Source organism: Pseudomonas sp. SBB6 (genome assembly GCF_024213215.1).
Taxonomy (GTDB): Bacteria; Pseudomonadota; Gammaproteobacteria; order Pseudomonadales; family Pseudomonadaceae; genus Aquipseudomonas; species Aquipseudomonas donghuensis.
The window spans coordinates 22824-37060 of the sequence record NZ_JANAVH010000012.1 but is presented as its reverse complement, the minus strand read 5'-3'; the positions used below and the strand labels follow the sequence as shown (position 1 = coordinate 37060).

Below are 14237 nucleotides of genomic sequence, written 5' to 3'. Positions count from 1 at the left end.
TTACTCCCCGTCGAAGTCTTTAGGCGTGAAGCGTTCGGCGCCGTTGCGTACTACTCGCAGGCCAAGTGCGGCAGCCCTTGCCAATGCGTCTGCAAAGCCCAGCTCTAGATTGGTTGTACGCCCGCCCATGCCAGCAATAGCAAACCTGATGGCCTCATATGCTGCGGTTTCATCGTTCGCCGCTAGTTCGGCAATTTCACTGTCGAAAAAGGCGATGCCCTTTTCCCAGTCAGCGGCCACACCAGGGTTGTTGCGCGGCCAGTTGACCATACGCCCGCAATCGTCCCGGCTTGTGAAAGTGAGATCTTCGCGACAAACGATGGGAGCTTTAATCACGGCATTCACAGATCACCCCCTTGTTCGGCGATCACCCCGTCCAGCATTTCGGCCCAGGCCATGGCGGTGTGCTGCGCCATCACGGCGGTGACGCGGGTGACGATGACAGGAGTGGCCGGCGAGGCGATCACCGCAAAGGCCATGCTCAGCAGCACCAACACGCCTAGCACGTCGCGCAGGTCGTCCTGGGTGTCGTCGGACATCTGGATAGGGGGATTCATGCGGTAGCCCTCCCGTCCATGTTGGCGCGCTTGCCTACGACGCCATACGAGGCGCCCAGGTGGCGGTGCTTCCAGCAGAAATTGGCGCTGAAGATGCGGATCTGCTCAAGGTGGCGGGCAACGTCAGAGGCAATGGTGTTTTCCTCCCGACACAGCAGCGGATCTAGCAGCGGCAAAAGGATGCGCTCCAGCTTGTCGAACTCTTCGCGGGCGAAGTTCATTGAACTCATGGCGTGGGCGTCGAGAACCGCTTTAGGTAGCACCTCGCCTTCAAGGATTGCAGCATTCGGGAAGCAGCTCATTGGACACCCCCGACACGAGCCGCGATCTTGAAGTGCTTTAGCAGCGCGGCACCTGGGCGCGATTGGTGTTGGCAATCCACCAGCATGGCTCTGACATCATCCGATACACGCAAGGCTTCATCCAGACCGTCCAAAGAGCACTGGCAGCGCTCTTGAATGCTGATTGAAGCGTCGGGGAAATATGAATGCAGCAAGCTGGCTATGGCGGAGGCTGAGCTGCGGCCAATTATTGCTGGAAGACGAAATGGCTCCTGGCCCGGTACGTTGATCACGACTCTGCATTCGATAAAGCCTGGAACGGCACCGGCTGCGCGGAGAGCATGAGTCATGCTGGCACTACCTTGCGCTTCAAGGGCGCGGGCAATCTCTGCGTGATGGTTGTAGCGTGCGAGGCGGACGGAAAGGGATGAGTTTGCGCGGAGTGCGCTCAGGGCCATACGGCGGTGAGCAAGGGCGCGGAGGCGGGCAGGAATACTCATTTGGCACCACCCTTCAGCCAAAAGCTGCGATAAACGTCATAGCTTGCATCGTTCAGACCTGGGACGAATCGCGTGGCTAGCGTCTTGCTGACTTCACTCTCAAGCGTTGCAGTGATACGGCCCAACTCGTTTGCTGAGGAATAGCGCAGCAACGTCTTCAACAGACGCGAGCAGTAGGCTTTCTGAAGTTCTGGGGAAATTGCGGACGGATTGAGGGCGTGCATGGGTGGAGCTCCTTCTGCTGTCGAGGAGCTGCCACGATCCTTCCTACGGGATTGGGTGGCAGCTGTGCACGGGGTAGGAATACCGGGGCAAAAGGAACCCGGCCAGGCCGAAGCCTGCCCGCACACAGCCGCCATAACACGGAGCTGCAGGCGAAAAAAAACGCCGGCAGTAGTGATCTGGGCGCTGTTGCGCCTTTTGCTCATCGGGTTCCTACGCCCGGCCGCTGAATTTGCAGCGACGGGCAAACCATACCGAGCAACACGACTGCCTGCAATAGAAAATATCGACCGGTCATCTTCTGTCTTGAGCGCCAGCATCATGCGACTTCACTCCTGAGGTGTTTAGCGCGCAGGCTCTGGACGTAGCTCAACAGAGCCTTTTTACGGGCTTCGAAGTCTTTCCCCTGGCCGATCAGCAGCACGTCGCGGATCTCGATGAGCGAGACCAACAGAAGCTCCTCAGCGCTCAGCTGATCACGATCACGACCGGCAAACCTCCCTGTGATCACTTGGTTGATCAACCGGGCCTCGTTGATAAAGTGGTGGCGCTGTGGCGTCTTGCCGCGCTCCTCGCAGGAGATGGCTAGGGCGTCACACAACCCGCGATAGCCAACGGCGGACTGCAGGCGGGCCTGCTGCCAGTTGCCTTGACCACCGCGCAGTAGGGCGTCGATCTGCTCGTCACACCAGACGGCAAAGTCCACAGAGAGCCACCGGGCGAAGACCACCGCCAGCTTCGGGTGAAGCCAAGTGCCGCCGTAGCGGCCACGCTTGGTCCTAACCAATTCCGGGAATTTCCCGGTTTTAGAAATGGCCGCCAGGTAGGAAGCGGTGTCGGGCAGGCGCAGCCACTCGTGAGGCTCTTTGCCGAACCTATCTGCAATCTCAGTGGCATGCAGCCAGCCGTCGGCGTCGAAGCGCACGGCGCGACCCTGGTAATCGAACGGAATGATCTTGGCCGTCATGCAACCACCTTCTGCGCCGGGACGGCGCTCAGGAAGTAGGTGGCCACCTTCTGGTGCTCACGGCCTTGGTCATCTTTCAGAGTACCCAGGTGGGTGACGATATTGTGACCCTGGTCCCGTAGCTCTGAGATACGGGCGCCCGGACGCAGTATGTTGAGCAGCGTGATGGCCTGAAAGGTGTTGATCGAACCATGCTGGCGCAGGTGTGCGAGAAGACGGATGCGTTGCGCGCTGCCGCTGGTATCATGAACGTGCATATCTTTGGGGCTGGCCTGTTGGTCGGCCTTTCTTTTGTTCATTAGGCGGCCACCTCGCGCAATGCGATGCGCTGGCGTACCCAGGCCTGAATCTCAGAAAGAACGAACCCCACAGGCGAGCCACGCGACTTGCTGTTGCTCAGCGACACAGGGCGGGGGAAAGACGGGTCATCCTTGAGGCGCTTGTAGACAGTGGCGCGGGCCAGGCCCGTGATGGCCTCGACCTCGGGGAAACGGATGATAGTGTTGGCAGGGTCGAACTGAGGGTGAGTAGCACCTGGAATTTGGCTGATGTTGCTCATGTCTGTATCCCGTTGTTGATGGCGACGGGATTCAGGTTTGCAGAGAGGATCGGGTGACCAGCAACCTTTCTAGGTGGGCAGTAGGTGGGCACATTCCGACTATTGCAGGTGCCCACTTGTGCCGCCGACTGAGGTGGGCACCTCAGCTGGAGAGCTTGGTTTCACTGGCTTTTTCAGGTGGGCGCCTTCTTCACTTTACGACCACCACGCCTCAAGTTGGCAGGACGGAGAATGAGGTTGACCGCGTCCGCCATGTTGGCCCCCGCGCCCTTTTCGCGAAGATACCTAATCACTTCCTCCTGTGTCGGCGCAGTGCTAGGGTCATCTTCGTCATAAGTCGACCACAGTTGCTTTATCGCATCCTCCACATACTCCAACCCTTCAGATCTATGCCCGTGATAAGGCAGTGTCAGCGGCTCGACCTTAGTCTCAATGATGGTTGGCGGTTCAGGATTGGACTGCTGACGAGGTGGGGCGACGACTCTAGGAACGGATGATCTTGGTCTGGCGAATTGAACCCGTTCAGTGCTTACCCAGTTGGCCAACGTGGCGCGAGTAATGATTGTATGTGATGCACTAATTTCCATATCACGATCAGATGGCTTCATTGCCACAGCTTCCCAGCCACTCCACTGACCGTTCTCTTCAAATATATAAGCGCGACACACGACAGGAGAGATAACCCCCTGCCGGATGGCTGAAACGATGGCAAGGGAATGAGCCCATGCCTGCTTCCAGCGTGGAACGCTGCGCTCCTTAGCTTCTACAAGGGATTCGATATCGAATGGATCAATGCCTGCCAGCAACAGGGCTGCTTGCTCCACAGTGAACTCCATGACCTGCTTCCAATGGTTCAGGTCCGGCAGGTCATCTTCGTACTCCATTCTCACGCCCTCCCAGGCGCTCCCATATTGGATAGATCGGCTGGCCAGGCGGATGGGAAATCCGCTTTTCACTCCGTCGAGCTAGGCCGGCCGAAAACCGTAGCCTGTTCGAATACTGGCCATCCAAACAGTAATGGCATTCAGTCTATATCTGTCTATGTGGACAATGGAAGGCCCGCATCAGGCCCTCTTGATCGGCACCACATTGGCATTCTGCTCAGCACGATGCGCGTAGTCGTATGGGGTAACGTGCTTCTCGCGGTTCGCACCGAGGTAGTCCGCCCACCACTGAACCATCAACCGGCGCTCCTCGATGTACTCCGCCTTGTGGATGTAAGCCGCCCGCACGCTGTTACGCTCCTGGTGGCTCATCTGACGCTCTACGGCGTCCTTGCTCCACAGTCCCGATTCGACCAGCGCGGAACAAGCCATGGCCCTAAACCCGTGGCCGCACACTTCGGTTTTGGTGTCGTAGCCCATGCGCCGCAACGCCTTGTTCACCGTGTTCTCGCTCATGGGTTTCCAGTGATTGCTGTCGCCAGCAAATACCAGGTCAAAGCGCCCGGTGAGCTGTCGCACCTGCTCGAGCGTGGTCAAGGCCTGGCGACTCAGGGGCACCAAATGGGGCGTGCTCATCTTGGAGCCGCGGTGCGAGTTCTTCACACCCTCGATTTGCTGGCGCTCACCAGGGATCTCCCACATGGAACGGCCAGTGTCGATCTCTGGCCAGCGAGCAAACCTCAACTCACTGGAGCGGATGAAGACCAGGAGGGTGAGCTGGGTTGCCAGACGGGTCAGCGGCCGGCCAGTGTCGCTATCGATTCTTTGCAACAGCTCGGGCAGACGATCCAGCGCCAGCGCAGGCCGGTGGACTGTTTTGCGCGTTGCGGTGGCGCCCTGCAGGTCTACGGCCGGGTTCGTGTCTATATGGCCATGCTGGACGGCCATGCGCATGATCCCTGTCATGTACTGCCGCAGCCGGCTGGCAGTATCCAGAACATCGCGCTTCTCCACGGCCTTGAGCGGCGCCAGCAAGTCGCGGGTCTTCAATCCGGCCACCGGTCGCTGGCCCAGGGCTGGGAGCAGGTAAGTTTCGATCCGCCGCCAAACCGTCGCGGCATGGCCTGGGGACCATTTCTTCGAACAGGCCTCGTGCCAATCCTTGGCCAATACGCCGAAGGTGTTGGCCCTGGCATTCGCCGCCTCGATCTTTCCCTGCCTGGCGTTCTCGATCGGGTCTTTACCGTGCGCCAGCAGCTCCAGCGCTTCAGCACGGCGCTCCCGCGCGGCCTTTAGCGTCAAGGCTGGATAGTTGCCGAATGTGGCCAGCCCTTCCCTGCCATCCGGCCGCTTGAACTTCATACGCCAGATCTTGCTGCCGTTCTTCTTTATCAGCAGGAACAGGCCCTGGCCGTCGAAAAGGGTGTAGTCCTTGTCCCGTGGCTTGGCAGCCTCGCATTTGGGGTCTGACAGGGGGGTAACGGTGCGTGCCATAGGTATACGTTTTCTCGTCGAACCGGCGTATACCCTAACGTATACCTAAAACTGGTATATGCCTAGAGACAGAACGAGACAGACAGAAACAAGAAAGCCCGCACATGGCGGGCTTTTCATGGGGTTCCGTATACAGGATGAAACGTATCGGAACAGCTGGATGGTGCCGGAGACAGGAATCGAACCTGCGACCTTCGCGTTACGAGTGCGCTGCTCTACCGACTGAGCTACACCGGCGTGGCGATAACGCTACCACTGCCGGGTCGCTTTCGCAAATCACTGTTTATTAACAGCAATTGCGCCGGTTTCAGAGGGCTTTGCAGCCTGCCGGGGCGAGGTCTTCGCTGAGGGTGCTGGTGCAGGCCCAACCGGTCGCGGCGCGGGTCAGGGTGATGGTTTTGTCGGTGGCGATGGCCGGGGCGTCGATCAGGGTGCAGACGATGCTGCCCACGCCCGTGGCCGCGGTGCCGCTGGCGGCAATGGCGCAGTGGGCGGTGCGCTCCTGGCCACCCAGGGCGGCGACGTTGGCGATGTCTTTGCCTTCGTTCAGGCGCAGGTCGAAGGCGGTCTTCAGGGCAGAAATTTCTACCAGGGCCGCCGTGGCTTTGGTGCGGACCTGGCTGTTGGTGTAAATCGGTAAGGCGATGGTCGCCAGAATGCCGATGATCGCCACCACGATCATCAGTTCGATCAAGGTAATACCGCGTTGCCCTTTCATGGACACTCTCCCTCACAAAATCAGTTCATGCCAGGCCGCAGTGGTGCGGCGCCAGCAGGCGCGCCAGTAGGCCCGAACAGACACCTTTTGTCACCCCGTGACGGTCATTCGGTCATCCTGGCTCGACTACTCTAGTGGGCGGCGGGCATCACTGCTCGCCGCTTGGGGCCTGGAGCTGTTACCAGGCTTGTGCAAGGCCGCGCAGCAAGGATGTGGCGATGACCGACAGCAACCAGATGTACAACTGGCAAGGCACCAACGCCCAGGGCGCCTTGATCAGCGGCCAGAGCGCCGCACGCAGCCCGGCGTTGATCAGGGCGCAGTTGCGCCAGCGGGGGATTCGCCCGGGGCGTATCGCCAGTGTGCGCCCGCCGCTGTGGCAATGGCGCCGGCCACTGGATGGCAAGGCGCTGAGCCAGTTCAGCCGCCAGCTGGCCACCCTGGTCAAGGCGGGGGTGGCGCTGCTGCAAGCGCTGGATGTGGTCGCCCAAAGCAGCGCCAACCCGGCGATGGCCCGCCTGCTGGGGGCGATCAAGGCCGATATTTCTGCCGGCAGCAGCCTGGCCACTGCGCTGCGCCGGCACCCGCATTACTTCGATCGGCTGTACTGCAACCTGGTGGACGCCGGTGAGCAGTCCGGCAGCCTGGAAGTGGTGCTGGCCCAGGTCGCGGCGCTGCAGGAGCAGCGCCAGGCCCTACGCGCGCGGCTTAAAAAGGCCATGACTTATCCACTGCTGGTGCTGCTGGTGGGCTTCGGGGTGTCGGCGCTGTTGCTGCTGGAGGTGGTGCCGCGCTTTCAGTCGTTGTTCGGCGGCTTTGGTGCCGAGCTACCGGCCTTTACCCAACAGGTGATCGGCCTGTCGCAGTGGTTGGGGGCGCACTTCTGGTGGCTGTTGATAACTTTTGGCAGCGCTTGTGCCGCGGGGGTTTGGGGTTATCGACACAAGCCTGCGTTGCGTTTGTGGCTGGTGCGCGTGGCCCTGCGTTTGCCGGTGCTTGGCAGCCTGCTCAAGCATGCCGCCCTCGCCCGCTTTGCCCGCACCTTGTCGACTTCGTTCGGCGCCGGGGTGCCGTTGGTGGAAGCGCTGGGGACGGTTGCCGGGGCGTGTGGCAATCCGGTGTATGAGCAGGCGCTACACAAGGTGCGCGAGGACCTGGCCAGTGGTCTAGCCTTGAACGTGGCATTGCGCGCCAGCGGCTTGTTCCCGGCGCTGGTGGTGCAGATGTGCGCCATTGGCGAGACAGCCGGCACGCTGGACGATATGCTCGCCAGGATTGCCAGCCACTATGAACAGGCCATCGACCACCTGCTCGACACCCTCACGGCCCTGATTGAGCCGTTGATCGTGCTGATCCTGGGGTTGCTGGTGGGCAGCCTGGTGATCGCCATGTACCTGCCAATCTTCCAGCTGGGCAATGTGATCTGACCATGAACCTGTTGAACTCCCTGGCCAGCCAGCCACTGATGTACCTGAGCATCGCCCTGTTGCTCGGGCTGATCATCGGCAGCTTTCTCAATGTGCTGGTGCATCGCCTGCCGATCATGCTCGAACGCCAATGGCAGGCCGAGGCGCGCGAGGTGCTGGAGTTGCCTAGCGAGGCACAAGCGCCGCGCTTCGACCTGTTGTTGCCGCCGTCGCAGTGCCCCCATTGCGCCCACCGTATTCGCCCCTGGGAAAACATACCGGTCATTAGTTACCTCGCCCTGCGCGGGCGCTGCTCCAGTTGCCAGGCGCGCATCAGCCCGCGCTACCCGCTGGTAGAGCTCGCCTGCGGGGCGCTGACCCTGTTTGTCGCCTGGCGCTTCGGCGTCACCGGCACCGCCCTGGCCCTGCTGCTGCTGAGCTGGGGCCTGCTGGCCATGAGCATGATCGACATCGAGCACCATCTGCTGCCCGATGCCCTGGTGTTGCCGCTGTTGTGGCTGGGGTTGATCGTCAATGCCTTCGAAATGTTCGTGCCGCTGGAGGATGCCTTGTGGGGCACGGTGGCCGGTTACCTGAGCCTGTGGTCGGTGTTCTGGGTGTTCAAGATTATTACCGGCAAGGAAGGCATGGGTTATGGCGACTTCAAGTTGCTGGCGATGCTGGGCGCCTGGGGCGGCTGGCAGATCCTGCCACTGACGTTGCTGCTGTCGTCCTTATTGGGGGCGTTGATCGGGCTGATTATGCTGCGCCTGCAGCGCAAGCAGGCCAGCACGCCGATCCCCTTTGGTCCCTATCTGGCCATCGCGGGCTGGATCGCGCTGCTCTGGGGTGGTCAAATAACCACTTCCTATCTGAAATATTCCGGATTCTGATGACCACCGCTGCTTTCACCCCCTGGATTCTCGGCCTTACCGGCGGCATCGGCAGTGGCAAGAGCGCCGCTGCGCAGCGCTTTGTCGAGCTGGGTGTGCACCTGGTCGACGCCGATCAGGCCGCGCGTTGGGTGGTCGAGCCGGGCCGCCCGGCGCTGGCCCGTATCGTCGAGCGTTTCGGCCCGGGGGTGCTGCTCGAGGACGGCCAGCTCAACCGCGCCGCCCTGCGCGAGCTGATCTTTGCCGACCCGCAGCAGCGCCTGTGGCTCGAAGCCCTGCTGCACCCGTTGATCGGCCAGGAGATCTTCAGCTACCTGGCCAAGGCCGAGTCGCCCTATGCGGTGTTCGTCTCGCCGTTGATGGTCGAGTCCGGCCAGTACAAGCGCACCAACCGCCTGCTGGTGATCGATGCGCCGCAGGCGCTGCAGGTGCAACGCACCCTGCTGCGCGACCAGACCAGCGCCGAACAGGTGCAGGCCATCCTCAAGGCCCAGGCCAGCCGCGAAGAGCGCCTGCGCCACGCCCACGATGTGCTGGTCAATGACCGCGACCTGGACTGGCTGCGCTCGGAGGTCGACCGCCTGCACCACTTTTACCTGACTTTGCGAGGAGGCCAAGCATGAGCCAACCGATGACCGTAGATTGCCCGACCTGTGGCGCCCCTGTGGAATGGAACGCGGATAGCCCGTTCCGGCCGTTCTGTTCCGACCGCTGCAAGCTGATCGACCTGGGTGCCTGGGCCGCTGAAGAGCACAAGATTCCGGTCGCCCCGGATGCCGAAGACGAGCTGTTCTCCGGCGAGCTCGACCCGCGCCACTGAGCCATCAGCGCCCGGGGTCGTCGTCCTTCCACGGGGCCTGCAGGTAGCGGGTCCGGTTGAAGGTCTCCAGCCACTCCGGGCAGAACACCACCAGGGCGCTGACCACCATGCCGTTGATAAAGGCCTCGGGGAAGATGATCAGCCACAGGTAGCCGATAAAGTCCTCGATCCACTCCGGCATGACGAAGCGCCCGTCCATCCACAGCAAACCCAGCCCACCGAGCAGGCACAACAGTGCCGACAGCGCCGCGGCAAAAAAGCCCGAACAGAAGATATAGACGAACAGGTTGCGCGGCTGTGCCCGCTCCACCAGCATCGCGCACACTTCGGTGACCAGCACCGGCAGGCCGATCAGCAACAGGCCGTTGACCCCCATCGCCGCCAAGTCCTGGCGCCCCAGCGCCAGCAGGCCGAGCTGCGCCAGCAAGCCACCGACAATCGCCAGCGGCCAGTCCAGCAGCAGGGTCACGGCGGTCATGCCGATAAAGTGATAAGACACCCCGGTGTCGAAGTCGCGCCGCACCAGCCACAGGGCAAACAAGGCGAATACCGTGCCGAACAGCAAGTGCTGGCGGCGGCTGTCGGCGAACAGTTCGAGCCAGCGGGTACGCGCCACCGCCCAGATCAGCACAGGCACGTAGGCGACCCAGGCGATGGTCAGGGTCTGACTCGAAAGCACGGCGGCACTGATCACGGCAAATAACCCTTGTTCGAGTGAGGCAATAGGCGTGGGGGCAGTCTACACCTCGGGGCTGGCATGATCAGCCTCAGCGGCTGCGGAAAATACAGGCGCTGTGCGGCGCAACGCACCTGAAGCAACCAGCAGCACAATGGCCGGGAGTATCACCATGCTGGCGCCCAGCATGGCGCCCCGCAGGCCAATACTCTCAAGCGCTCCACCGCCGATGATCACCCCCAGGCCGATCGCACCATTGAGCACTGCTGTATGCAGGGCCGTGGCCGGAACGGTATGGGCGCCGGCGATGCTCAACACCCAGGTCTGCAGACCGGTAAACAGCGCCGAGATGGCAACGCCCCAGGTCATCAGCAAGGCCGCCACGGCCAGCAGGTTCAACTCGGGCCCAAGCAGGCCCAGGGTCAGCAGCGCCCCTGCCATGGCGATCAGGGCCAGGAGGATGAAGGGTTTGAGGTGGCGGTCGATGAAGATCGCACTCAGCAGGTTGCCCAGAAAACCGGCGGCGCCAAAGGCGAAAAGCAGTGCCGCGACCAGCCACGGGGTCACATCTGGCACCTGACTGATAAAGGGCTCGACAAAGGTGTAGGCGGCAAAATGTGCGGCCGCCGTCAGCGCGGTTATGACGAAGGTGATCAGCAGATCCCGGCGCCGCAGCACCGCCGCATACCCGGTGCCGGGTGCTGCGGCGACCAGGCCCAGGTCAGGGACTACCAGGGCGATTGCCCCGGCACTGGCGACGCAGAGCAGCGCCAGGCAAGCAAAGGCGGTTCGCCAGCCGTCGTACTGGCCCACCAGGTTGACCAGTGGCACGCCCATGACGGTGGCGAGGGTGATACCGCCCAGCACGATCGAGGTGGCCAGGCCCATCTGCCGGGCAGGCGCAATAAGGGTGGCGGTGGCGGCCACGGTTGCCCAGAACACGCCATGGGCCAACGCCCCCAGTGCCCGGGCACCGAGCAGCGCGGCAAACTCCGGGGCGATTGCCGAGAGCGCATTCGATGCTGCCAGCATCAACATCAGGACAATCATCAGCGGCTTGCGGGCGATCCAGCGGCTCAGGCTGTTGGCAAGCAAGCCACTGACAGCGCCAATCCATGCATACAAGGTCACGCTGAGCCCGACCCTGGCCGGCTCCTGCGCCAGGTCGGCGGAAATCTGTGACAACAAACCGATAGGGGCGAACTCGGAGGTCACCATCGCGAAGGAAGCGATGCACAGCACCGTCACCGCGCTCCATATCCGCCAGGTTGATAAGGCCATGCGCACCTCCGTCCCTGTCATGAGTGGCTCTACACCTCGGGGTTGGCTTGATCAGCCTCGGCGGGTGCTTTCGGTGCCTCGAACAGGCGGAACACGGCGCCTTCAACCAGCCAGTCCGGCGGCTGGCAACTGGGGTTGCGCTGCTGCTCGATGACGCTGATGGTGGTCGCCGACACCTGCACATCGGCCCAGGCGCCGTAGCAGCCGAACTCGTTCAGGGTCAGGCGCAAGCGGTAGTCGCCGGGCATGACGCTGAGCACCTTGGGGTTGAACTCGGCGTAGCTGCGGACGATTTCATCTTCTGCGCCGCGATGATCGATGAGTTTGACGCTGTAGGGCGGTGAGTCGCCTTCCTTGAGCAGCACATAGCGGCCATCTGCAGTGTCGTAAGGCACGGTGGGCGTCCAGAACAAAAAGCCCACGCCGTACACCACCAGGGCACAGACCACCGTACCGGAACCGAATATGCCGCCCATTTTCACTACGCTCATGCTTCTTCCCTGACATTCACTGAGCCCACAACGGATGCGCAGTCTAGGCGCTGGTTTACATGCGCAGCAATGGCTTGCAGACATTTCCTGCAAAGCTCAATTGAACGCTAAGCTTGTGCCCATGGACGACTCAGACTATTTGCGCCTGCTCACCATTCAGGCCGAACAAGCCAATGCGTTTCTATCCAATGCCCGTAAATGGGAACGTGAGCGTTGGGTCTGCCAGCGCCTGCTGCAAGGCTTGAACATTCCCTACCGCAGCGAAGACTTTGCCGCCGCCGGGCAAGAACCGCCTGACGTGCTGTTTCGCGATGCCGCCTTCGAGGTGTTTTTTGTCCTCGATGAAGGCCGGCGCCTGAACGACGAATGGCGCGAAGAGCTGCAGCGCCGGCGCAGTGCCTTCTCGTTGAGCCAACTGGTGCGCCGCGAAGCCCGGCCCCGGCGGATCAGCGCCCAGGAACTGCTGCAGCGCCTGGCACCGACCCTGCGTAAAAAATCGCACAACTACCAAGAGCGCGGCCTGGACCTGAGCGAGCTGGACATCATTGCCTTTGCCAGCCTCAAGCGCGAAGTGCTCGACCTCAACAGCCACTTCCCGCCGCCCACCGAGTACCTGCGCCAGGGCTGGCGCTCGTTGTCGCTGGTGGGCCCGACCTTCGCCCGGGTGCTGTTTGCCCACCCCGATGCGCCGGACTTCTTGCGCGGCAATTTGGGGCGCAGCATCGTTTTTGATGTAGGAATAAGCCTCTGAGCTGGCCCCCTGCCAAAGCCCGATGGCATAAATTCTGTGCCGGTGATACAAAGCGCAATCATTCGTTATAAAGACAGCCAAGTGGCTGAACGCTGGGCGACCTTCGAGCGACTAGAGTGAACACTGTAGCGTTCCCACAGTCACAAGCGTCTATCTGACGAGGCCCTCATGACCAGCCGCCTGAATCCCGAAGACCAGCGTCGTGTCGATGAATACCTGCGAGCCCCCCAGCACCAAGTCGAGCGCAAGCCATTCCGGCCCTGGCTGCTCCTTCTGCTGGTGGTGGTCGTGACCGTTGCACTCGGCTTGTTGAGCCGCCTCTTGAGTCATCTGGTGCTATGAGCTGCCTTGCGCTCGCCCACAACGCCCGCCCCGCGCGGCCTGCCACTCAAGACCCGAATTCCGTAAACCTTATGAGATATCTCCATGACTCACCGTATTGTGATTGTCGGCGGCGGCGCCGGCGGCCTGGAACTGGCGACCCGCCTGGGTAAGACCCTGGGCAAAAAAGGTAGCGCCAGCATCACCCTGGTCGACGCCAACCTGACGCACATCTGGAAGCCGCTGCTGCACGAAGTGGCGGCGGGCTCGCTCAACTCTTCCGAAGACGAACTGAACTACGTGGCCCAGGCCAAGTGGAATCACTTCCAGTTCCAGCTCGGGCGCATGAGCGGCCTGGACCGCGAAACCAAGCAGATCCAGCTGGCTGCCACCCTCGATGAAGACGGTCGCGAGCTGCTGCCTGCGCGCACCCTGGGCTATGACACCCTGGTGATCGCAGTGGGCAGTAACACCAACGACTTCGGCACCTTGGGCGCGGCGCAGCATTGCCTGTTCCTCGACACCCGCAAGCAGGCCGAGCGCTTCCACCAGCAACTGCTCAATCATTACCTGCGCGCCCACGCCGGCGATCAGGCCAATGAACAAATCAGCGTGGCTATCGTCGGCGCCGGTGCCACCGGTGTGGAACTGGCGGCCGAGCTGCACCACGCGGCCCATGAGCTGGCGGCTTACGGCCTGGATCGTATCCAGCCCAAAGACATGCTCATCACCCTGATCGAGGCTGGCCCGCGGGTCCTGCCAGCGCTGCCGGAGCGCATCAGCGTGCCCGTGCACAAGACCCTGGAGAAACTCGGGGTGACGGTGATGACCAACGCGGCGGTCAGCGAAGTGACCGCCGATGAGCTGCGTACCAGCAATGGTGACGTGATTCAGGCCAGCCTCAAGGTCTGGGCGGCGGGTATTCGTGCGCCGGGTTTCCTCAAGGACATCGACGGCCTGGAAACCAACCGGATCAACCAGTTGGTGGTGCGTCCTACCCTGCAGACCACCCTGGACGACAACATCTTCGCCTTCGGCGACTGCGCCGCCTGCCCGCAACCGGGCAGCGACCGCAACGTGCCGCCACGGGCGCAGGCTGCGCACCAGCAGGCATCGTTGCTGGCCAAGGGCTTGAAGGCGCGCCTGGAAGGCAAGCCGTTGCCGACGTATGCGTACCGGGATTATGGCTCGCTGGTGTCGCTGTCGCGCTTCTCGGCGGTGGGTAACCTGATGGGCAACCTGACCGGCAGCGTGATGCTGGAGGGCTGGTTGGCGCGGATGTTCTATGTGTCGCTGTACCGCATGCACCAGATGGCGCTGTACGGGACCTTCCGTACGCTGATGCTCATGCTCGGTAGCCGGATTGGTCGCGGGACTGAGCCGCGGTTGAAGTTGCACTGAGTTTCAATTGTTAGT

The 14237-nt window shown here is 61.9% G+C and carries 21 protein-coding genes and 1 tRNA gene; 7 read left to right on the top strand and 15 right to left on the bottom strand.

The window, feature by feature from the left end; genetic code table 11:
- From NLX68_RS21150 to NLX68_RS21095, 12 genes are all read right to left on the bottom strand, one after another.
- Positions 1–345 (bottom strand): hypothetical protein, encoded by a 345-nt coding sequence (locus tag NLX68_RS21150; RefSeq protein ID WP_254285660.1) that lies wholly within the window; start codon positions 343–345, stop codon positions 1–3.
- Positions 342–557, bottom strand: coding sequence for a hypothetical protein (locus tag NLX68_RS21145; RefSeq protein WP_254285659.1), 216 nt, complete (start codon positions 555–557; stop codon positions 342–344). Before NLX68_RS21145 ends, NLX68_RS21150 begins: the two co-directional genes overlap by 4 nt.
- A complete protein-coding gene (locus NLX68_RS21140; protein ID WP_254285658.1) occupies positions 554–859 on the bottom strand; it encodes a hypothetical protein in 306 nt (101 codons plus the stop codon). Before NLX68_RS21140 ends, NLX68_RS21145 begins: the two co-directional genes overlap by 4 nt.
- Positions 856–1338: a hypothetical protein gene (locus NLX68_RS21135; protein ID WP_254285785.1), complete on the bottom strand. Its 483-nt coding sequence runs from the start codon at positions 1336–1338 to the stop codon at positions 856–858. The genes NLX68_RS21140 and NLX68_RS21135 overlap by 4 nt, the downstream gene beginning before the upstream one ends.
- Complete coding sequence (locus NLX68_RS21130) at positions 1335–1562, bottom strand: hypothetical protein (RefSeq protein ID WP_254285657.1); 228 nt, start codon at positions 1560–1562, stop codon at positions 1335–1337. Before NLX68_RS21130 ends, NLX68_RS21135 begins: the two co-directional genes overlap by 4 nt.
- A gap of 317 nt (positions 1563–1879) precedes the next feature.
- A complete protein-coding gene (locus tag NLX68_RS21125; protein WP_254285656.1) occupies positions 1880–2527 on the bottom strand; it encodes a KilA-N domain-containing protein in 648 nt (215 codons plus the stop codon).
- Positions 2524–2826 carry a helix-turn-helix domain-containing protein gene (locus tag NLX68_RS21120; RefSeq protein WP_254285655.1) on the bottom strand — a complete coding sequence of 101 codons (303 nt, stop codon included), beginning with the start codon at positions 2824–2826 and terminating at the stop codon, positions 2524–2526. The genes NLX68_RS21125 and NLX68_RS21120 overlap by 4 nt, the downstream gene beginning before the upstream one ends.
- Positions 2826–3086, bottom strand: a complete 261-nt coding sequence (locus tag NLX68_RS21115) for an AlpA family transcriptional regulator (RefSeq protein ID WP_254285654.1) — start codon at positions 3084–3086, stop codon at positions 2826–2828. Before NLX68_RS21115 ends, NLX68_RS21120 begins: the two co-directional genes overlap by 1 nt.
- A 173-nt stretch (positions 3087–3259) precedes the next feature.
- Entirely contained in the window at positions 3260–3970 is a 711-nt protein-coding gene (locus NLX68_RS21110) for a hypothetical protein (protein ID WP_254285653.1), read from the bottom strand.
- Between the two features lie 180 nt (positions 3971–4150).
- Positions 4151–5464: an integrase arm-type DNA-binding domain-containing protein gene (locus NLX68_RS21105; protein ID WP_254285652.1), complete on the bottom strand. Its 1314-nt coding sequence runs from the start codon at positions 5462–5464 to the stop codon at positions 4151–4153.
- A gap of 161 nt (positions 5465–5625) precedes the next feature.
- A tRNA-Thr gene (locus NLX68_RS21100) sits at positions 5626–5701 on the bottom strand.
- Positions 5702–5771: 70 nt separating this feature from the next.
- Positions 5772–6182 carry a pilin gene (locus tag NLX68_RS21095; protein ID WP_134061371.1) on the bottom strand — a complete coding sequence of 137 codons (411 nt, stop codon included), beginning with the start codon at positions 6180–6182 and terminating at the stop codon, positions 5772–5774.
- A 218-nt stretch (positions 6183–6400) separates the two neighbouring features.
- Between NLX68_RS21095 and NLX68_RS21090 the strand changes: the two genes are divergently transcribed.
- The 4 genes from NLX68_RS21090 to yacG are packed head-to-tail and all read left to right on the top strand — an operon-like array spanning position 6401 to position 9301.
- Entirely contained in the window at positions 6401–7609 is a 1209-nt protein-coding gene (locus tag NLX68_RS21090; RefSeq protein ID WP_254285651.1) for a type II secretion system F family protein, read from the top strand.
- Between the two features lie 2 nt (positions 7610–7611).
- A complete protein-coding gene (locus tag NLX68_RS21085; protein ID WP_254285650.1) occupies positions 7612–8481 on the top strand; it encodes an A24 family peptidase in 870 nt (289 codons plus the stop codon).
- The gene (coaE, locus tag NLX68_RS21080; RefSeq protein WP_254285649.1) at positions 8481–9104 is read left to right on the top strand and encodes a dephospho-CoA kinase; all 624 of its coding nucleotides are present in this window, start codon (positions 8481–8483) and stop codon (positions 9102–9104) included. The genes NLX68_RS21085 and coaE overlap by 1 nt, the downstream gene beginning before the upstream one ends.
- Positions 9101–9301, top strand: coding sequence for a DNA gyrase inhibitor YacG (gene yacG / locus NLX68_RS21075; RefSeq protein ID WP_254285648.1), 201 nt, complete (start codon positions 9101–9103; stop codon positions 9299–9301). Before coaE ends, yacG begins: the two co-directional genes overlap by 4 nt.
- A 4-nt stretch (positions 9302–9305) precedes the next feature.
- On the opposite strand, the gene NLX68_RS21070 is transcribed toward yacG, so the two are convergent.
- The 3 genes from NLX68_RS21070 to NLX68_RS21060 are packed head-to-tail and all read right to left on the bottom strand — an operon-like array spanning position 9306 to position 11749.
- On the bottom strand, positions 9306–9995 hold the full coding sequence (locus NLX68_RS21070) for an energy-coupling factor ABC transporter permease (protein WP_254285647.1): 690 nt from the start codon (positions 9993–9995) through the stop codon (positions 9306–9308).
- Between the two features lie 45 nt (positions 9996–10040).
- Positions 10041–11258 carry an MFS transporter gene (locus NLX68_RS21065; protein WP_254285646.1) on the bottom strand — a complete coding sequence of 406 codons (1218 nt, stop codon included), beginning with the start codon at positions 11256–11258 and terminating at the stop codon, positions 10041–10043.
- 29 nt (positions 11259–11287) lie between these two features.
- On the bottom strand, positions 11288–11749 hold the full coding sequence (locus tag NLX68_RS21060; protein WP_254285645.1) for a hypothetical protein: 462 nt from the start codon (positions 11747–11749) through the stop codon (positions 11288–11290).
- Positions 11750–11870: 121 nt separating this feature from the next.
- On the opposite strand from NLX68_RS21060, the gene NLX68_RS21055 reads away from it, so the two are divergent.
- The 3 genes from NLX68_RS21055 (at position 11871) to NLX68_RS21045 (ending at position 14222) form a co-directional block, all read left to right on the top strand.
- A complete protein-coding gene (locus NLX68_RS21055; protein ID WP_010220617.1) occupies positions 11871–12500 on the top strand; it encodes a DUF1780 domain-containing protein in 630 nt (209 codons plus the stop codon).
- Between the two features lie 168 nt (positions 12501–12668).
- A complete protein-coding gene (locus NLX68_RS21050) occupies positions 12669–12842 on the top strand; it encodes a DUF3094 family protein (RefSeq protein WP_081492759.1) in 174 nt (57 codons plus the stop codon).
- 84 nt (positions 12843–12926) lie between these two features.
- Positions 12927–14222, top strand: coding sequence for an NAD(P)/FAD-dependent oxidoreductase (locus tag NLX68_RS21045; protein ID WP_254285644.1), 1296 nt, complete (start codon positions 12927–12929; stop codon positions 14220–14222).
- Positions 14223–14237: the final 15 nt, after the last annotated feature.

Bases quoted from the DNA above. Each gene is read 5' to 3' on its own strand.
- NLX68_RS21145 (WP_254285659.1), bottom strand. From the start codon at position 557: ATGAATCCCCCTATCCAGATGTCCGACGACACCCAGGACGACCTGCGC.
- NLX68_RS21140 (WP_254285658.1), bottom strand. From the start codon at position 859: ATGAGCTGCTTCCCGAATGCTGCAATCCTTGAAGGCGAGGTGCTACCT.
- NLX68_RS21135 (WP_254285785.1), bottom strand. From the start codon at position 1,338: ATGAGTATTCCTGCCCGCCTCCGCGCCCTTGCTCACCGCCGTATGGCC.
- NLX68_RS21130 (WP_254285657.1), bottom strand. From the start codon at position 1,562: ATGCACGCCCTCAATCCGTCCGCAATTTCCCCAGAACTTCAGAAAGCC.
- NLX68_RS21125 (WP_254285656.1), bottom strand. From the start codon at position 2,527: ATGACGGCCAAGATCATTCCGTTCGATTACCAGGGTCGCGCCGTGCGC.
- NLX68_RS21120 (WP_254285655.1), bottom strand. From the start codon at position 2,826: ATGAACAAAAGAAAGGCCGACCAACAGGCCAGCCCCAAAGATATGCAC.
- NLX68_RS21115 (WP_254285654.1), bottom strand. From the start codon at position 3,086: ATGAGCAACATCAGCCAAATTCCAGGTGCTACTCACCCTCAGTTCGAC.
- NLX68_RS21110 (WP_254285653.1), bottom strand. From the start codon at position 3,970: ATGGAGTACGAAGATGACCTGCCGGACCTGAACCATTGGAAGCAGGTC.
- NLX68_RS21105 (WP_254285652.1), bottom strand. From the start codon at position 5,464: ATGGCACGCACCGTTACCCCCCTGTCAGACCCCAAATGCGAGGCTGCC.
- NLX68_RS21095 (WP_134061371.1), bottom strand. From the start codon at position 6,182: ATGAAAGGGCAACGCGGTATTACCTTGATCGAACTGATGATCGTGGTG.
- NLX68_RS21090 (WP_254285651.1), top strand. From the start codon at position 6,401: ATGACCGACAGCAACCAGATGTACAACTGGCAAGGCACCAACGCCCAG.
- NLX68_RS21085 (WP_254285650.1), top strand. From the start codon at position 7,612: ATGAACCTGTTGAACTCCCTGGCCAGCCAGCCACTGATGTACCTGAGC.
- coaE (WP_254285649.1), top strand. From the start codon at position 8,481: ATGACCACCGCTGCTTTCACCCCCTGGATTCTCGGCCTTACCGGCGGC.
- yacG (WP_254285648.1), top strand. From the start codon at position 9,101: ATGAGCCAACCGATGACCGTAGATTGCCCGACCTGTGGCGCCCCTGTG.
- NLX68_RS21065 (WP_254285646.1), bottom strand. From the start codon at position 11,258: ATGGCCTTATCAACCTGGCGGATATGGAGCGCGGTGACGGTGCTGTGC.
- NLX68_RS21060 (WP_254285645.1), bottom strand. From the start codon at position 11,749: ATGAGCGTAGTGAAAATGGGCGGCATATTCGGTTCCGGTACGGTGGTC.
- NLX68_RS21055 (WP_010220617.1), top strand. From the start codon at position 11,871: ATGGACGACTCAGACTATTTGCGCCTGCTCACCATTCAGGCCGAACAA.
- NLX68_RS21050 (WP_081492759.1), top strand. From the start codon at position 12,669: ATGACCAGCCGCCTGAATCCCGAAGACCAGCGTCGTGTCGATGAATAC.
- NLX68_RS21045 (WP_254285644.1), top strand. From the start codon at position 12,927: ATGACTCACCGTATTGTGATTGTCGGCGGCGGCGCCGGCGGCCTGGAA.